This is a genomic window from Stieleria sp. JC731, from assembly GCF_020966635.1.
Taxonomy (GTDB): domain Bacteria; phylum Planctomycetota; class Planctomycetia; order Pirellulales; family Pirellulaceae; genus Stieleria.
On record NZ_JAJKFQ010000011.1, the window covers coordinates 964,472 to 981,727 of the forward strand.

Annotated in this window: 8 protein-coding genes; 7 read left to right on the forward strand and 1 reads right to left on the reverse strand. The window is 53.2% G+C overall.

All coding sequences use genetic code 11. From position 1 onward, the window contains the following. Positions 1-158 precede the first annotated feature (158 nt). Complete coding sequence (locus tag LOC67_RS20455; RefSeq protein ID WP_230264656.1) at positions 159-9,812, forward strand: DUF1583 domain-containing protein; 9,654 nt, start codon at positions 159-161, stop codon at positions 9,810-9,812. Between the two features lie 197 nt (positions 9,813-10,009). On the opposite strand, the gene LOC67_RS20460 is transcribed toward LOC67_RS20455, so the two are convergent. Further along, positions 10,010-10,522 carry a gamma carbonic anhydrase family protein gene (locus LOC67_RS20460; protein WP_230264657.1) on the reverse strand — a complete coding sequence of 171 codons (513 nt, stop codon included), beginning with the start codon at positions 10,520-10,522 and terminating at the stop codon, positions 10,010-10,012. A 275-nt stretch (positions 10,523-10,797) separates the two neighbouring features. Between LOC67_RS20460 and LOC67_RS20465 the strand changes: the two genes are divergently transcribed. From LOC67_RS20465 to LOC67_RS20490, 6 genes are all read left to right on the forward strand, one after another. Further along, positions 10,798-11,937: a M48 family metallopeptidase gene (locus tag LOC67_RS20465; protein ID WP_230264658.1), complete on the forward strand. Its 1,140-nt coding sequence runs from the start codon at positions 10,798-10,800 to the stop codon at positions 11,935-11,937. Continuing rightward, on the forward strand, positions 11,937-12,593 hold the full coding sequence (locus tag LOC67_RS20470; protein ID WP_230264659.1) for a TIGR00266 family protein: 657 nt from the start codon (positions 11,937-11,939) through the stop codon (positions 12,591-12,593). The genes LOC67_RS20465 and LOC67_RS20470 overlap by 1 nt, the downstream gene beginning before the upstream one ends. A 67-nt stretch (positions 12,594-12,660) precedes the next feature. Continuing rightward, the gene (locus LOC67_RS20475) at positions 12,661-13,344 is read left to right on the forward strand and encodes a TIGR00266 family protein (RefSeq protein ID WP_230264661.1); all 684 of its coding nucleotides are present in this window, start codon (positions 12,661-12,663) and stop codon (positions 13,342-13,344) included. 78 nt (positions 13,345-13,422) lie between these two features. Further along, positions 13,423-14,544, forward strand: coding sequence for a TIGR00266 family protein (locus LOC67_RS20480; protein ID WP_230264663.1), 1,122 nt, complete (start codon positions 13,423-13,425; stop codon positions 14,542-14,544). A 260-nt stretch (positions 14,545-14,804) separates the two neighbouring features. After that, positions 14,805-16,391: a sulfatase gene (locus LOC67_RS20485; protein WP_230264664.1), complete on the forward strand. Its 1,587-nt coding sequence runs from the start codon at positions 14,805-14,807 to the stop codon at positions 16,389-16,391. A 73-nt stretch (positions 16,392-16,464) separates the two neighbouring features. Further along, positions 16,465-17,127, forward strand: a complete 663-nt coding sequence (locus LOC67_RS20490; RefSeq protein ID WP_230264666.1) for a hypothetical protein — start codon at positions 16,465-16,467, stop codon at positions 17,125-17,127. Positions 17,128-17,256: the final 129 nt, after the last annotated feature.

Consider the following 17,256-nt stretch of genomic DNA (forward strand, 5'->3'; position numbering starts at 1 on the left):
CTTTTGTCGCCAGGTTTCATGATGGGATCAACGTATTTCACTCGCTGACGACTTTCAAAGCGTCTGGACGAGGCGCTTCTGCATCCCGTTGAATTTAGATTTTTTGTCTAGAGTGTTGCCTGCTGGGGGGCTGGCTGTGATAGTTTAGTGGGCGTCGCATGACGAATTCGGGGACCGAATTGGGTGCGGCAAACGCCAGTCGCCTGACCAGCGACTTGGCTTTCGTTCTTCTCTCAGTTGATCGTGATCGCGAATTGGAGTTTGTGCATATGTCGTCGACATGGTTCGATTGGCGTGTTGATTTGTCTTGTCGTGTTGCCAAATCGCATGACAACAAATTGTCTAGCAGCAAAAGTCAATCCGGCAAATCGCAAGTCAGCTCAAAGCGATTGCTGCTCACAGGACTTTTGGCATGCTGCACCGCGAGCGGAATGATCGGAGGTCTCGCGCCCGTTTCCGGACAAGGAACTGAAGCGGTAACAGGTAACAGCGACTCATCAAACGCAACCAAAGAATCGCCAGAACAAGAATCACCAGAACAGCAGCGCGAGCGCATCACTGCGGAACGGTTTTTGACAGTGCTGCTGCGAAGACCGACACGCGGCACATCGCTTGATCGCGTCTTCAGCTATCACATCGGGCGTGGTGACATCGGCGACTTGATCGAACGGCTGAGCAAAGAATCGACACAGCAAGCCGATGACGAAGCGACCGGACGCTACATGATGGTTGTCGGACTGTTGCAGCTTCAGCGTGGCGAGGACGCCGAAGCGGTCAAAGCGTTGACCGTCGCAAAGAACAAGCTTCCACAAGATCCGTTGGCATCGAACTACCTTGGCGAAGCCCTGCTGTTGGTCGGGCAGGAAAATGAGGCCACCGAAGCGTTTGCCGATGCTTTGGAAAAAGATCCGCCGAAGCAAGAGTACTTAAAGATCGCCGGTGCACTCGGACGGCTTCATCAGCGAGCCGGACGACAGGAAGAGGCGTTGCAGGTTTGGAAACAACTTGAAGAAGCCTTCCCTGGTGATCAACGGGTGCGAGAACGGATCGCACATATCCTGGTCGAAGAAGGCGATATCGAAGGGGCTTTGCAGCGTTACGAAGCTTTATCCAAAGCGGCTCGAACCGACAATGAGAAAGTTGTCTATGCGATGCGTGCCGCGGAGCTTCAAATCCGTTCCGGGCAGAAAGAGGATGCGATCAAACGTCTGGAATCATTGATCGCCCGTTTGCGTCCGGGAAGCTATCTCCACAACGAAGCCCGTCGCAGAATCGAATCGGCATTTCTGGGCGGTGCGGACTATGCCGGATTGGCCAGCTACTACGAAAACTGGATCGGCGAACATCCTGATGATGTCGACGCGATCGTGCGACTCGCCAGAACCCTTTCGGTCCAAGGCCGGACTCCCGAAGCGATCGAGTGGTTCGAAAAGGCCATCAAGCGTGCGCCCTCTGAAACAGAACCACGCCTGGCACTGATCGATGCGTATGTCGCCGCAGAACGGTTCGGTGACGCGGCCGAACAATACCAAGAATTATCAGAAATCGATCAGGACAACCCCGACCATCTGGTTCGCTGGGGACAAGTCATCCTGCAGGATAAAAAACAAGACAAAGAGCAGCGTGAACAGGACGCCGCTGACGTCTGGATGCGGCTTGCCGAACTACGCAGCGAAGACGCCGTTGTGCAGTCACAGGTGGCGGATCTGTTGCGCGACGCGGGCCTCGAAGAACTCGCGCTCAAGCAGTATCGCAAAGCGCTCGACTCTGCACCGCAAGAACCGCAGTACAAAGAGTATTTGGGTGAATATTTGCACAAACTTGATCGCAAGGATGAAGCGATCACCGTTTGGAAGTCGCTTGCCGAAGGCGATCTGCGGACGCGAAAAAACCTCGTGCGACTGGCTGAAATCTTCAAGCAATTTGACCGTTTCGATGATGCTTTGAAGGTGATGTCCGAAGCCTGTCAGCTGGACCCAACCATTGACGAACGACTTCAGTTTGCACAGTGGCTGCGTGAAGACGAGCAGTTCGACGAATCGATTGAGCAAATTCAGTCGGCGTCAAAATTGGCCGAATCGCTTGACGATGCCGAGCGAGTTTTTGCAGAAGAAGTCAAAACCTATCAAGCGGCTGGAAAGTTAGAAGAACGAATTGCCGAGCTGGTTGCCGTTGTTGACGCCGATAACGATGACTCGACAGCATGGCGACGCCTCGCGGTTCTCTACAACGCATCGCAACAACCGCGTGAAGCGACCGAGGCGATCGAAAAGGCCATCGAACTGACGCCAGACTCGGTCGAGTCGTTAGTCATTGCGGCTCAGATGTACGAAGATTCGGCGCGGCTTCGAGAAGCGATTCAAAAGCGACGGTTGTTGGCTGATACCGATAGCCGCTTTCGAAGCGGCCACTTGCAGAAACTGTCGTCGCTCTATTTGCAGATTGGCGAACAAGACAAAGCGATGAGTATCGGTGACGAACTGCTGGCATCGTCTGGCGGATCGGTCGAATCGTTCCGGTTTTACGCTGACCTTTGTGCTCGGTTAGGCAAAATCGACTTGCGTCTGGATTCGCTTCGTCGATGTGTTCGCATGAATCCTCGCAGCATCGAAGCCCAGCGGATGTTGGCAACGCAATTGGCAGAGGATTTTAAAACCGATCAAGCGATCGAATTGTATTGGCAGATGTTGGACGAGAGTGACGATCTCGATGTCCAACGTGGGATCGTTGAACAGTTGGCCGACCTCTACCTACGGTCGAACCGCTTGGATCAGTTGATTACTCGTCTTGAAATCCGTGGTCGCGAGTCAGGTGATCGACGCAGCACGACAGATTTAACCGCTAGTGCATATGCTCAAGTCGGAGACGTCGGCCTTGCGATTCAAACACTCGAAGGTCTGCTGCAAGAAAGCGGTCGTGACACGATGTTGCTGGAACGTCTTGTGACTTTGTCGCAGCAGGCAGGCGAATACGACGAAGCGTTAAGTTTGCAGCGGCAACTGACGAGGTTGTCACCGGATCGCAAAAACGAAGCCATGCTCGCGTCACTATTGCTCGATACGGGAGCACTAACTGAAGCCGAAGCCATTTGGACAAAGCTCAGCGAATCGGCATCGGATTCCAAACAGCTAACTCGCAATTTAAATCGATTGCTCAACACCAGTGAGCTCGAATTGGCAATCAAGCTGGCAAACAACGCTTTGCAGAGCGACAGCAAAAATTGGGAGATGCTTGTCAATTTAATGGCGCTGCAGGCGAAAGCCGGAGACTGGGAAAAGTCGGCAAGCACCGCTGACCAAATCATCTCATTGGATTTACCCGACTCGACGCTTCCTGAGGGCGGGAAGCCATACGAAAAGTTTCGTACCGTTCAAGGGCGAAACTATCCGAATCCCCCTATCCGTTACGTGCGATATAGCAATCTGTATTCGCTTCAGCGGCTCGTCGACGAGCGATATGGGTACTCCAGTAATTCTCAGTTGCCTACGCCGATGGATTTGGGGCAGGCCAAAATCATGGCCCTTTACTGCAAGACAACCTATCGGCTTCGTGAGGGAGAGGATGTCGCTGCGGAAGCGAATGAGCTTGAGAAAAAGGCGATGGCTGATGACGCGACTGCAGATCAGGTCTGGGATGCGTACATTGCCCATGCGATCGTGTCGGCGGCGTCGCAGACAAATACGATCTCTTACCAGGATCCGTCCAATTGGGACCTCCTTTGGTTACTTCAAGAGAAAGATCCGGAATCTGGGGAGTACATCATCGGGTCAATGTTGATGACAAGGGCACGGAATTACCAACGGACCGGATTTACGGTCCAGCCGATGCCCGAAGATCGATTGGACTGGTTGCGAGAAAGGGTTGAAAATCCAGAAGCCGAATCTAGCACGGACTCTTTCGGCCAGATGTCTAGGAATTGGTTGGAATTCTACATCGCTGAATTGCGAATTGCCGGTCAACGAGAGAAGTCAAGCCAGTACGCCGAAACGTTCGTGACGTCTCTGGTGGAGGACCTAGCTTCGGAGACGATGCAACCACCGGAATTGTCATTGGCTTTGTCGCAGGTAGCACTCTATGGCAATGACGATCAGCTATGGAAGGTGATCAATGTCGTTCGAGAAAAGCCAGATGTGACTTATGCCAACTCCGGTGCCAACGTCAATGCGGTGGCGTTGACCAGCTTTAGTAACACGCAACGCGTCACAGATGGATTAAGTCTCGGTATTGAAGATGAGACTTTCCGTGAGCGTCTGTTCCAATTGATTGACCGTGTCGTTCAGGTCACGGCGGAACAGCCCTTACAGCAACGTCACATTTCGATAGGAAACGTTGGCGGGGCACGCAGCACTTACAAATATGTCAATGGAAACTATCGGCAAGTCACCATCGATTTCCCTCCTCGCGGTTTAGGGCCCGACGACTCGTTGCTTCAGCAATTCCATAATGTTTGGGAACAACTCGACGAAAAAGATTTAACGGCAACCTGGCTCACCTGGATCTCAGACAGGCTGTCCGAAGTCGAACAACCGGTCGACCAGGTTTGGCAGCGAATGATGCTGGCGTGTGTCTTGCAATGGGACGATCAATCGGGCAAGGCCGCTGATGTTCTTAGCGAGGCCAGCGGAATTGCCAGCGATTCGATACCGATGCTGGATTCGGATTTGAAGTTGATGCTTGCAGATCTGAATTTGCGTGCCGGACGAAAAGAGGACGCACTATCGGCGATCGAATCGATTTCGATTTATGATCGGCAAACGATGGCCATTCGCGAATTTGCCGCCGCAAAGCTAAGTGCCGCTGTCGGCAACGCCGAACGAGCCAAGTTGGCCGCGCGTCGGCTATTTGGAGTTCGCCTCAATACCGAAGCACAAATTGAACTGGCCAAGCTGATGGGCGGGCTGGGGATGAAAGATTTGGCGACCGACTTGGTCCGCCGGATGCGCAGTCGAAGCGGTAGCAGTATCGATCAATTGCAATCGATCATGTCGTTCTTCTATGCCCAGCAACAGAACGAACAAGCCGCCGAGGTGGCGATGGAGTTGCTCCGTCGCAGCACGCCTACGCAAACCAGTCGCAACTATCGGACGACCGAACAAGTTCGTCGAACCAGTGCGCTGCAAATGCTGGCCAATACTGGTCGCTTGATGGATCTGATCAAGAAAACGGAAGAGCGTTTTGAAAACGCACCCAACAGTTCCAGAATTCGAATGGAGCTGACGGAAATGTATGACGCTGCGGGCCAGAAACAGAAAGCGTTGGCCCTGATGGGTAGCGCCGATCTCGACAGCGTCAACGGTGCGCAGGCTCTTGAGGCCACGGCGAAGCAGTTCACCCAAGCCGGCAAAATGGATGAAGCCTGCGATGCTTATTTGAAATTGCTTCGTCGCGATCAGTCGCGGTTCAGCAACCAGTTTTATGACATTCTGCAACCGTTTGAACGCCAACGGCGATTGCCGGAACTTGCCGATCTGATGATCGAAGTCGGAGTCAAGAAATTTACCCCGTATCGTGTCGCGGAAGTCTGCGATCGCATGTTGCGTGTCGACGGTCAGTTGCCCAAGGCGAAGGAACTGTTTGCCGTCATGCTGGATTCGGACGACAGCAGTTCGAATTGGAACAACGCGTTAAGCAACGTTGCGGGCGACGCCAGCAAATTGCTCGATAGCGAGGAATTGGTGCGTAAATTGGCCGACTCAATGGTGCGTAATTCAAAATCCGACCAGGGTTACGAAAGACTTTTCGCGGGTTATTCAACACACTCCGATGGTCGCCACAACAACGTGACAACGTACTTCATTCGGCACCTCGAAAAGCAGCCAGAAATGCGCTCGATTGTGGAGAAGATCGTTAAAGAGCAATTGGCCGAGAACGATCAATGGCATTCGGGCAAAGTCTGGCTGGGACTGCTGTATGTCGCAGACGAGCAGTTTGCAAAAGCCAAAGAAGTGTTGGAGCCGGTTGTTGCCGAAGATGCAAAGCCGGCGCCAACCTATGACATGATTTGGCTGGTTGGAAGCTACATCGATACGTTTAAACCGATGGCAGAAACGGCGGATCAGTTTTATCAACGTGCTATGACGTTGACATCGAATCGGAATAGCAGCGAATTCCGCTATTCGTTGCCCGCCCGCTACTGCAACTTTCTCAAAGACAACGGCAATAAAGAGAAGGCTAGGACGGTCGCGCTGGAAGGAATTGAAAAGTTTGATGATCTCTCAGCCAATTACGGCAACGCACAGTATGAAGCTTACCGGAAAATCCAAAGCACCCAATCCATTTTGGAGTTCTTCTCGGGTTTGGGGTATCCGGCGGATGGATTGCGTTTCGCCAGAGATTTCGATCGATCGCTGTTTCAAAAAGCCGGCCAATACGGGAACGCTCGTCAACAGGAGCAATTTGAAAAGCTAGAGCAGTCTCTGCTGGATGATGTGTTAAACCAAGGCGGTGTGGCGGCATCACGTTCGTTTGTCAATGCGGCAAACGAGATGAAAGGCGCGGTGGATTTCGCAATCTCGACGGGCGATCAACCTTTTACCGGCAACGGTTTCTCGTCGATTTGGTTGGACGTGACAGAGCGGGCCGTGCAAAACCCGGAGGCGAAAGGTGATCTCGATGCGTTCGAAAAAGAGCTTCAGGAAATTGCAGACAATCGTCCCGACGATCAGTCCGTTTCCGCGGCGATCGCTCTGCTGAAAAGCCTGAATGGGGATTCAGGGAAACTTCGCTCGCTAATCGGTGAATGGTTGCAAAATCCCATCGAGGCCGCTGAAGACGGAAGCGGCAAATCAGAGGTTCGCAAGCGACGCGACTACATCATCCTGTTGGCGATACAGCTGCTAAAAGAAGCGGATCAGAACGACCAACAGCTTCTCATGCAAGCCTTCGATTCCGTGCTTGGCCAGTCTGCAAACGAAGACTGCACGGTCCTGGCAGAACTCGGAAAAGCATTCTTGAAGCGTGGTGACAAACCAGCAGCCGAAGCAAGCTGGAAACGAGCGGTGACTCCGAACGTCGATCAGTGGAAGCTGCTGGACTTGTCCGAAGCGGCTGCTAAAAACGCCATGCTTGATCTTTCGGCAGCGGCCTTTGATGCCGCAATCGCAGCCCCCGAACGATCGTCTGCCCTCGACGCGCTAAAAAGCAGCGTGTCGTCACTAAGCGATCTATTTGGCTCTGCACAAAGTGGTGCGAGCAGCAACGCGACAAATCCGAACGCCCAAGTCGATGCCGATGAAATTCGACTGGCAAGACGGATGCTAGAACTAGACAAGGTTTGGCGTGAAGCCGAATTGTGGACGCGGTACGTTTACCAGCCATACGTCAGGTTGGTCTTGCCGGAGGGTAAAGATCCACGACCGCTTTTCATCGAGACATCGATTAAAAACGGACACGACATCGTTATCGATAGTGTTTTTGATCAGTTGGCCAAGCGGGTTCACTGGAGCGATAAAACCGACAACCTGCTTAGTAAGATCAAAGGCACCGATATTACGTCTGAGCTGCTGGCGACGTTGGTCTTGCTGCGTGCCGAGCGCGCAGGCGAGGCACTGAAGCATTTACAGAAAGTCAGTGTTGACGAGATCAACTCGATTCGTAAAGAGCTTCCGCTGCAGGTGATTTCACTCGCGCTTAAACAAACCGAAACTCGTGAGTATGCGGCGAAACTAGGTTTGTCGCTCATCAACGCTAATCGTCCCACGGAGCGTTATGACAATGTCAATCCTTTCGATCACTTGGCGCTGACGATTGGCAAGGTTTGTTTGAATAACAACCTGGATGAAAAACTTGCTTCGCAGGCGCTCCGGGACTACCTGGAACTGACCGAGCACTACAACGCTCGCTATACCGATGTTTCGTCGCAGCTTCGACGCCGGGCAAACCAGCTCGAAGAAGTCGCTCGATTGCTACTGCCGCGCGGGATGATGAAGCAGGCAATGCTATTCCTAGCGATGCGATCGGACGCGTTCAACGCGGGGTTGGATACGTCGTTGGATTGGGTGGGCTGTTGGGCGCTGGAAAGTTACCAGGGTTCCGGTGACCATGCGGTGGCGTATCACGACCTCGCCGATTGGACATTTTCCGGTGACGGAGCCTTGAATGTGATTCAAACCCTTGCACGTCGGCAGCCGCTTCCCGATTGGATACCGGCGGATGTCGGTGGACACTATCCACCGTTCCCACCGGTCGCTGATACCGAGTTGCCGATCGTCACGAATTACTACTTCCTGACCCGGTTGGCTCAGGAAACCGGGATGAGGCAGGATCTGCTGGATCGGTTGGCGAAAGCACAAGCCAAAGAAAGGGCTGGGGCGGATGTCGCGTTGGCGATCGCGTTGGCCGCTTTCGAGATGGAGATCGACCCCGAATTGATCAACCGCATCGGCGAGCGAACTAAATTGGCAACGCCTGAATTTAACGGTCAACGTCAGCGTGTAACGCTGGCCGCGATGCAGTTGGCATCGATGCTGGCTCAAAAGAAGCAGTTCGAACCGTTTGTAAAACAGGTGACCGATGCAATGCTGCAGCAAACCCATTCACAAGGACGCGGGTTCCTGCACCCTTGGATATCGAAGTTCAACTGGAAACATGGCTGGGCAGACTCATCGGATTGGCAAAACTCTGATGCGTTGGTTCACTGGGCGACCGCGACGCAGGCCAGTTCACACGAACGCTATGAAGGCAAGTTGCCTGCCCATTGGGTTGCTGACGGTGAAGGCAATGTTTCGCACGTGGCTGGGTTCGGCTACGACTATTTTTGGTTGAAGTATCCGCTCGAAGGAAACTTCAGCATCGAAATGTCTAGCGAGGATGGTGGTTGGACTGAATCGTCTGTCATTGTCGACGGAATTGACTACATGCCCAATGGCAGTTCCGAAGCGATCTATGTCAATTCCGATGGTTCGAGTGACTGGGTCAGGCACTTCACGAAGGATCTAAACAAGAACCAATTGAATGATTGTCGAGTCGTACGTGACGATCAGCACAATAGCTTTTTTGGCAACGGAAAGCTGTTCTACAAAGAGACACGCTTCAATAGCATGCCGTTTATCGGATTTGCTTGTGGTGGTGACAAAGCTTTGACCATTCACAACATCAAGATCGTTGGCGAACCAACGATTCCACGGGAAGTCAATTTGATTAACAACCAAAACATGCGTGGTTGGACCGGCGTCTACTATGGATCAAGATTGCCATCTTCAGACATAAATATGGACAAGCAAGATCCGTCAGCAGGCGAACCACGCGCGGTCCGTTCACGTCCATCGGTCGACCAAGCAAGTCAGCTGAGCTGGACCGTCAAAGACGGTGAAATCATCAGTGGGCAATTGAATCAACACGGTCACCAAGACCAGCGGTGCCTGCAGTATCATCGGCCGCTCTGCGACGGGGAAACGCTGCGGTACGAGTTCTTTTATGAACAAGGAAAGATCGAAGCTCATCCAACCATTGACCGTGTGGCCTATATGCTGCGACCAGACGGATGCAAACTGCACTGGATGAGTACCGGCAGTTCGTCATGGAGCATCCCCAAGGGATATGAAGTTTCTGTTCCGGGGGCACCAGAACGAAGCATCGAACTGAAAGAATCCGATTGGAACGAAGTCGAAATCTCACGTGACGGAGATCAATTGACGATCAAAGTGAACGGCGACTTGGCTTACCAAGATCAACCGACAACTCGCGATGGAAGCATGGTATTCGGATTCTTTCACGATTCACGTGCGACCAAAGCTCGAATCCGAAACGTTGTTTTGACTGGGGACTGGCCCGAGAAACTGCCGGAGAACTTGTTCGAGTTCGCTGGTAATTAAATGTTGCCCTTCCGTCCGTGAAGGTAGCGATCTTCTCGACTGGTTTTGCGAAATCGAAGGCAACCGTGTGACTGATGAAACCTGTAAAGCCATCAGGTTGTTCGGTAATGCTGATTGCCGTCTCGCCGCAGTCGAACGACTGTCGATCCGTTCGAGTACAACACGCAAGCAAGATCAAGTCGCTGCAGGAGAACGGCTTAGGCGGACCCTTCGCGGTACGCCTTACCGGCAGCGACGTAGTGATCAGCACCATGCTTAATCATTTCTGAGTGGCGATCGCTTACTTGTCCCCGAACTTTTGCTGGGACGCCCGCGACGATCGATTTCGGCGGAACCTCCATACCTTCGGTGACTACCGACCCGGCGGCGATTAGCGAACCTTCGCCGATCTTGGCACCGTTAAGGATGACAGCTCGCATACCGATCAGGACGTTGTCCTCGATCGTCGCCCCATGGACGATCGCGCCGTGCCCGACCGTTACTTGGTTTCCTATTATGCACGGGAAACCGGGATCGGCATGCACGACGCAGTGATCCTGAAGATTGGTTCTGCTACCGATAACAATTTTTTCGGTATCACCACGAATCACCGTGTGAAACAACACCGTGCTGTCGTTTCCGATGGTCACGTCGCCCAAAATGATTGTTCCCTGGGCACGAAACACCGATTCGTCGATTTGATCGGGGCGAAAATCCGTTTGAAATTTCATGATTGGGTAGGCAATTGACGATCAGGACTAAACCGAAACGAACTTCCTGGGCTGCTTTCGATAATCGTTGCACCAGAAGTGTCATCGCGATTGGGGAAGCACGAGTCGACCGTGCGGTACCGCGAGATGCTTCTTGGTGGTTGGATGAACCCGTTTTCATTCGCTTTGACTATTCAGACAGAGCCTAGCAAATCGAGGGCCTGCCGGAACACGCTGGTTTTGCACATTGGTATACTCGAACAATCGATCGTAATCGTTGCACAGTTGGCAGTAAGATGATTGACCAGCAATTTTCAGGGGGCGTGTTCAATGACGAGCTGCCGACCGGGCGTGCCGGCGCCGAGATTACGTTGACTCCCCTGGCGATCGAAGCCCTGAGCATCAACGGGGATCGCTATGTGATTCCCTATCGCGATTGCAAAATCGAGATGGGGGGATTCAACAATCAAATGGTGTTCTGTCGCAATCCGGAACGTTCCGTCACCATTTTCTGCGATCACAAGAAATTCGCAAAAAGCCTTTCGGAGCAGTCCTCTGGAATTTTGGAGGATCAGCTCGGCGCTTCCAAGCGAGTGATCAAAGCACAGTCGCGACGCGCGATGCTTTTCGGATTCGCTTGTTTTGTCGGATTGGTCGTCTTAACGGTGGCCGGATACTTTGCGGTGCGGCATGGAACGCCGGCTGCGATCCATGCGATGCCGGTAAGCGTTGATAAGAAGATCGGTGACCAGGCATATGCGGCGATGGACCACGGCGGTCCAGAGGTTCATGACGAGGTTGTCGTCGGCGCGATCGAGAAAATGGTTGATCGTTTAGCACCGCATGCCGCGGTTGAGGGCATTGAGTTTGAAATCCACGTGATCGATTCGCCGGTGACGAACGCATTCTGTTTGCCTGGTGGCGTAATCGTGGTTTACACCGGACTGATAAAGCAGGCAAAAACTGCAGAACAAGTCGCCGCAGTCGTCGCCCATGAGATGTCTCATGCGACCTTGCGTCATGGGATGGAGCGAGTCGCCCAGTCGCTTGGGTTGTGGGCCGGTGCGAGTTTGCTATTTGGTGATGTCACCGGCGTCGTCGCTGCCGGGATCGAATTCTTCCAGTTCGCCGCCGTCAACAGTTACTCGCGTGGCCAGGAAGACGCGGCCGATGCCGAAGGGGTCCGTATGTTACATGCCGCAGGCATTGATCCCAAAGGCATGGCGGAGTTCTTTGAAATCATGGAAGAAGAGCATGGTGACGTGCCAGACGTTTTAGCGTGGATCAGCACTCACCCGCAGCACGAAGACCGCATCGCGAGCGTCAACGCTCTGGTCGACGCGTTACCCAAAACACAGTACACGCCAATCGAAGCCGATTGGGAACAAGTTCAAGAAAGAGCAACGAAGGGACCAAATCCCAAGGGAGAAGGTTGATGCACACCGAGATTCGCGACAAACCATCGTTTGCCAATTTGCATGTTCGGCTTGAACCCGGAGAGCAGATTATCGCCGAAGCCGACGCGATGGCCAGCATGGATGGTTCGATCGAAATGTCGACCAAGTGGAGCGGCGGCGTTGCCCAAGGCGTACTAAAACGCGTCTTCGGTAGCGAGTCGATGTTTATCAACACGTTTACAACGTCGACCGGCGGTGATTTGGTGCTGACGCAGCCGTTTCCTGGTGACATGCACTGCATCGAGCTGAACGGAAACACGATGTTCCTTCAGCCCGGAGCATTTATCGCTTGCGAGCCCACGGTCAAGCTTGGACTTGGTTGGGCGGGACTTCGAATGTTTATCGCTCGCGAAGGCTTGTTCCGATTAAAGGTCAGCGGTGTTGGCAAAGTTTGGTTCGGGGCCTATGGCGGCATTTTTGAACGCGAGGTCGAAGGCGAGTACATCGTCGATACCGGACACCTGGTCGCCTATGAACCGACCATTGGCGTTCAAGTTGGGATGGCCGGCGGAATCTTTTCAAGCTTCTTTAGCGGCGAAGGTTTAATCACCCGCGTTAACGGGCCCGGTCGAATTTACATGCAATCTCGATCCTTCGACGGATTAGCGGCCTGGACCAATTCGCACCTGTGGTAGTGAGCCTGTATTGGGCGTAGTCGCAATCAACCAACAACCGGGTTAGCAACCTTTTCGAGTTAGCAATATGCAGTACGAACTGTTATCACGACCGGCGATGACCGTTGCCAAGTTGACCTTGGCCGCGGGAGAAACGGTGACGTGTGAAGTCGGCGCGATGATCGCGATGAACGGCGGCTTTAACGTCGAAACGACCAGCCGAAAGAAAGGCGGCGGTGGCGGAATCGCCAAAGGGCTCAAGCGGATGTTCGCGGGGGAAAACTTTTTCCTCAACCACTTCACCGCGACACAGCATGATCAATCGCTGATCATCGGGCCGCAGCTGCTGGGCGACATCATGTACTACCAAATGACCGGCGGTACGCTAATCGTACAAGGTTCTAGTTGGTTGGCGTCATCGACAAGCATCGACATCGATGCAACCTGGCAGGGCCTGGGAAAAGCTCTCTTCAGTGGTGAGAGCATGTTCTGGGTCAAGTGCAGTGGCGTCGGCGACTTGTTGCTAAACAGTTTTGGCGCGATCCACTGCGTTGAGGTTAACGGCGAGTACGTTGTCGACACCGGGCACATCGTCGCTTTCGAAGACACATTGCAGTTCCGTATCGGAAAGGCCAGCAAGAGTCTCGTGGGCAGCGTTTTGGGCGGCGAGGGGCTCGTTTGTAAGTTTAGCGGACAAGGCAAACTGTATTTCCAGTCGCACAACCCGCCAAGCTTTGGAAAGTTGTTGGGCCCTAAGTTGAAACCGCGTTAATTCGTATTCGTCATATCGGTCTTCGTCGGCAACTCATCGACAGCAGTTCAAACTCGTCCCCATCCCATTCGTGACATCATGATTCAGTTCGCTTGCCCCTCCTGCCAAAAGCACTACAAAGTCGCTGACGAAATGGCCGGTAAGAAAGGGAAATGTAAAGAGTGCGGTCAGTTGATGATGATCCCGGTTCCCAAGCCGCCGGAACCCGAAATTGTGGCTGAAGATCCATACGCTTCGGAAGATCCCTACGCTGCCGAACAGCAACCCCAAGGTTCAGCGCTGGCGTCGGATTCGTTGCCACCATTTGACGCTCCTGGTACCGGCAATACCGCGAATCCCTTTGACATGCCACTGCCCTCAGCCGGATCGCCCGCAGCCGGGACAGCTGACGGGACGGATGCGATGTGGGGGGGGGCGCCACTGCCAGCCGGTTCGGCATTTCCGGCTGGTTCGGTACCGATGTCTGCCACGACGAACACCGGCGGCAACGACCTGTCGGGGACGACACCAGACCTGTCGTTCCAAATCACCCAGCGTCCAGATTTTTCGATGGTCCAAATCGATCTGGATCACGGTGGCAAGATCTTTGCCGAACCTTCCGCGATGGTTTCGATGTCACCAAACATCAAATTGGAAGCCGGCTTTAAGGGCGGTTTGGGAAAGACCTTTGGCCGAATGCTTGGTGGCGAAAGTCTGATCATCAACACGTTTACGGCGCAAGACGGTCCCGGTGAAATTCTGTTTGCAGGTGGAGCCGCAGGCGACCTTGCTTATCTGAGGCTGGAAGATAGCTGCGTCATGTTGCAACGCGGAGCGTTCATGTTGAATGGTCCCGGCGTCGAAGTGACTGGCAAGTGGCAGGGTGCGAAGGGCTTTTTCAGCGGTGAAGGATTGGTACTATTGAAAGCCAGCGGCACAGGAGACTTGTTCTTCAATTCGTATGGCGCCATCTTGGAAGTCGACGTGACGGATGAGTATATCGTCGATACCGGATACATCGTTGCGTTCGAAGAAAGTCTTGACTACCGCGTCACCGTTCTGCCGGGCCTTCGCTCCGGCGGGAAAATCAAATCATTCTTCTTCGGTGGTGAAGGCTTGGTAGCTCAGTTCCGGGGCAATGGACGAGTCTGGATTCAAACGCGACAAATCTCTTCGTTCCTGTCTTGGGTCAATGCATTCCGACCCACCAAGAACAATTAACTTGTCACTGGAAAGATCGGCCAGGAAATCTCACCATGGCTCGAACACGCCAAATGCGAGATGCTTTGATGGTCGAGATTAAACCGGTGTCATTGAACGATTGATTGTCAAATTGAAAATGCCAGCGTAGTGCTTCTCGCTGCGTAGTGCTTTTCGCCGCAATCTGTAGTGATCGATGTCGGTTAGCGACAAACGCGTTGTGACGTTCAGCTAAGATGCAAGCTCCGATTTGCATCCTGAACTCGATCAACGATTCCGAAATGAAAGCGCGGTTCTACCCACCTCAAAAGCTTCTTGGTGTTGCCTTCACTCTTGTCGCCTGCCTTGGCCTAGCAAGCGGGCAACTGAACGCGGCGAAGCCCAACGTCGTTTTAATTTTGATGGACGACATGGGGGCGCACGATCTATCCGGCGAAGGCAGTACGTTTTATCAGTCACCCAACATCGACAGTATTGCTGCAGAAGGTCTGCGCTTCAAAAACGGCTACGCAACTTGTTGCGTGTGCAGTCCGTCACGAGCGAGCATTCAATTGGGGACGTTTCCGGCGCGAAATGGGATCACCGATTGGATCGGCGCAAAGAGCGGATTGGAGTGGACGCGTCCAAACCGTGTTTTGCCAGCCGAATATGAACATCGGCTTCCGGACGAAGATGTCACGATCGCAGAGGCGTTTCGTGAAGCAGGATACGGAACGTTCTTCGCCGGGAAGTGGCACCTAGGGGACAAGGGTTCGTGGCCGGATGATCACGGTTACGATGAAAACAAAGGCGGCCATGATCGCGGCAGTCCTCCTGGCGGCTTCTTTTCGCCGTATAAAAATCCAGTACTGGAAGACGGTCCCCCCGGTGAATCGTTGCCCATCCGTTTGGCCGAGGAAACCGCTGACTACATCCGGCGCCACCAGGATCAACCATTCTTCGCGATGCTTTCGTTTTACAGTGTGCACGCACCTGTGCAGACGACGAAACCGTTGTGGCAAAAGTATCGTGAGCTTGCACCGGAGTTGCCCGAAGGCCAAGAACGCTTCAAAGTCGATCGGACATTGCCGGTTCGACAAGTTCAAGACCATCCTGTCTACGCAGGCATGGTCGAGACGGTGGACGATGCCGTAGGCGTCGTACTTGAAACACTGGAAGAACTCGAATTGGCTGAAAACACGATCGTGGTGTTCACCAGCGACAACGGTGGTGTGTCGTCAGGCGATGCGTATGCGACCAGTAATTTGCCACTACGTGGAGGCAAAGGGCGTCAGTGGGAAGGTGGCATCCGAGAGCCACTTTACATTCGGTTTCCGGCGGCAATCAAAGCTGGCAGCGAAGACGCAACGCCGGTCACTGGTGCTGACCTTTATCCGACGTTGCTAGACCTGTGCGGGTTGCCGCTAAAGCCGCAGCAACACGTCGACGGCGTTAGTTTGAAACCCATCATCGAAGGCGGATCGATTGATGAACGTCCACTTTACTGGCACTATCCACACTACGGAAATCAAGGCGGAGAACCCAACGCGATCATACAGCTTCAGCGTTGGAAACTGATTCACTACTTCGAAGACGGTCGGAACGAGCTTTACGATTTGGACAACGACGCCGGCGAAACAAGTGATCTATCCCTGTCCAATCCTGCCAAGACCCAACAGTTGTGGCAGCAGCTGGATCAATGGCTTACCGAAGTCGGTGCTAAACGCCCTGAACCCGATCCTCGATACGATCCAAAACAAACGCAAGAATATTATCGACGCATACAAACTGCCAATAAACAAAGGCTTGAGGACTTCCACCAACGGATTTTGAAGGCGAATTGGCAACCAAACGCGGAATGGTGGGGTAGTTTTCAAACAGTCGACTGATCTTTAAGTATCATGCAGTTGGTCTTGACAGCTGGTTGAATGAATCGATAGCTGTCGTGAGATAACAAAGTGAGTGCCGACTGATACACACGCGAAACGATTTTTCATGGCGTTGATGTGTCCTCGGCAGCCCGTTGTTCTTCCGGAGGCTTTGCCGATGACGTCAACTGGGGACGCAAATCCAGACAACACGGATCGGGATGAAGATTCTCGACCAAGTTCGTCAACCATCGAAAGATTCTTTCGTGGTGTTAGCGAGTTTATCTTTCATACGAAACTAGGTGTGGTCGACGTTCAGTTGGTCGACTACGTCAGTGACTTGATGCTTCGGTTCGTCAGGGCCGATTCTCTTTATTCGCTCCGTCAAAACGATGGGATGCGAACAAAACATTTGCTTCAGATGGTTTCCCAAGCGGAACGTCGAATCGGACTCGCAAAGCGTGAGGTTTACCGTCATGTCGGTGATTTCACTTTGTTTTGGTCCGGCATGTATCCCGAGAGTCTGCAGGGAGCCAAGAATCATGACGATGTTCGTGATCGGTTTCTGGACTACTGTCGACAAGGGAAGCGAGCCTACGCGATAGCAGCGCAGATCGAAGGCGGCGTCGATCGCCCGCCCTGTGAAGTTATTCACCGGATGAGCGAACACTTCGAGATGTGTGCGTACGGGCTTCGCGAAATCCGCCGTCACTGGGAAGAGGACTGTGATGGTCCAGGTGGCCTGCTGACCTGGTAGGCGTTTAGCGGGCTATCGCCTTTAGGATTAGCCGTATGGCGTTAGCCACGGTTTGAGTGCAATAACCGGGGCTAACGCCCGTCGGCTGATGACCCGAACCCGCTCGATTTTAGGATTAGCCGTATGGCG

Coding starts and splice junctions, on each gene's coding strand:
- LOC67_RS20455 (WP_230264656.1), top strand. CDS start 159: ATGACGAATTCGGGGACCGAATTGGGTGCGGCAAACGCCAGTCGCCTG.
- LOC67_RS20460 (WP_230264657.1), bottom strand. CDS start 10,522: ATGAAATTTCAAACGGATTTTCGCCCCGATCAAATCGACGAATCGGTG.
- LOC67_RS20470 (WP_230264659.1), top strand. CDS start 11,937: ATGCACACCGAGATTCGCGACAAACCATCGTTTGCCAATTTGCATGTT.
- LOC67_RS20480 (WP_230264663.1), top strand. CDS start 13,423: ATGATTCAGTTCGCTTGCCCCTCCTGCCAAAAGCACTACAAAGTCGCT.
- LOC67_RS20465 (WP_230264658.1), top strand. CDS start 10,798: ATGATTGACCAGCAATTTTCAGGGGGCGTGTTCAATGACGAGCTGCCG.
- LOC67_RS20485 (WP_230264664.1), top strand. CDS start 14,805: ATGAAAGCGCGGTTCTACCCACCTCAAAAGCTTCTTGGTGTTGCCTTC.
- LOC67_RS20475 (WP_230264661.1), top strand. CDS start 12,661: ATGCAGTACGAACTGTTATCACGACCGGCGATGACCGTTGCCAAGTTG.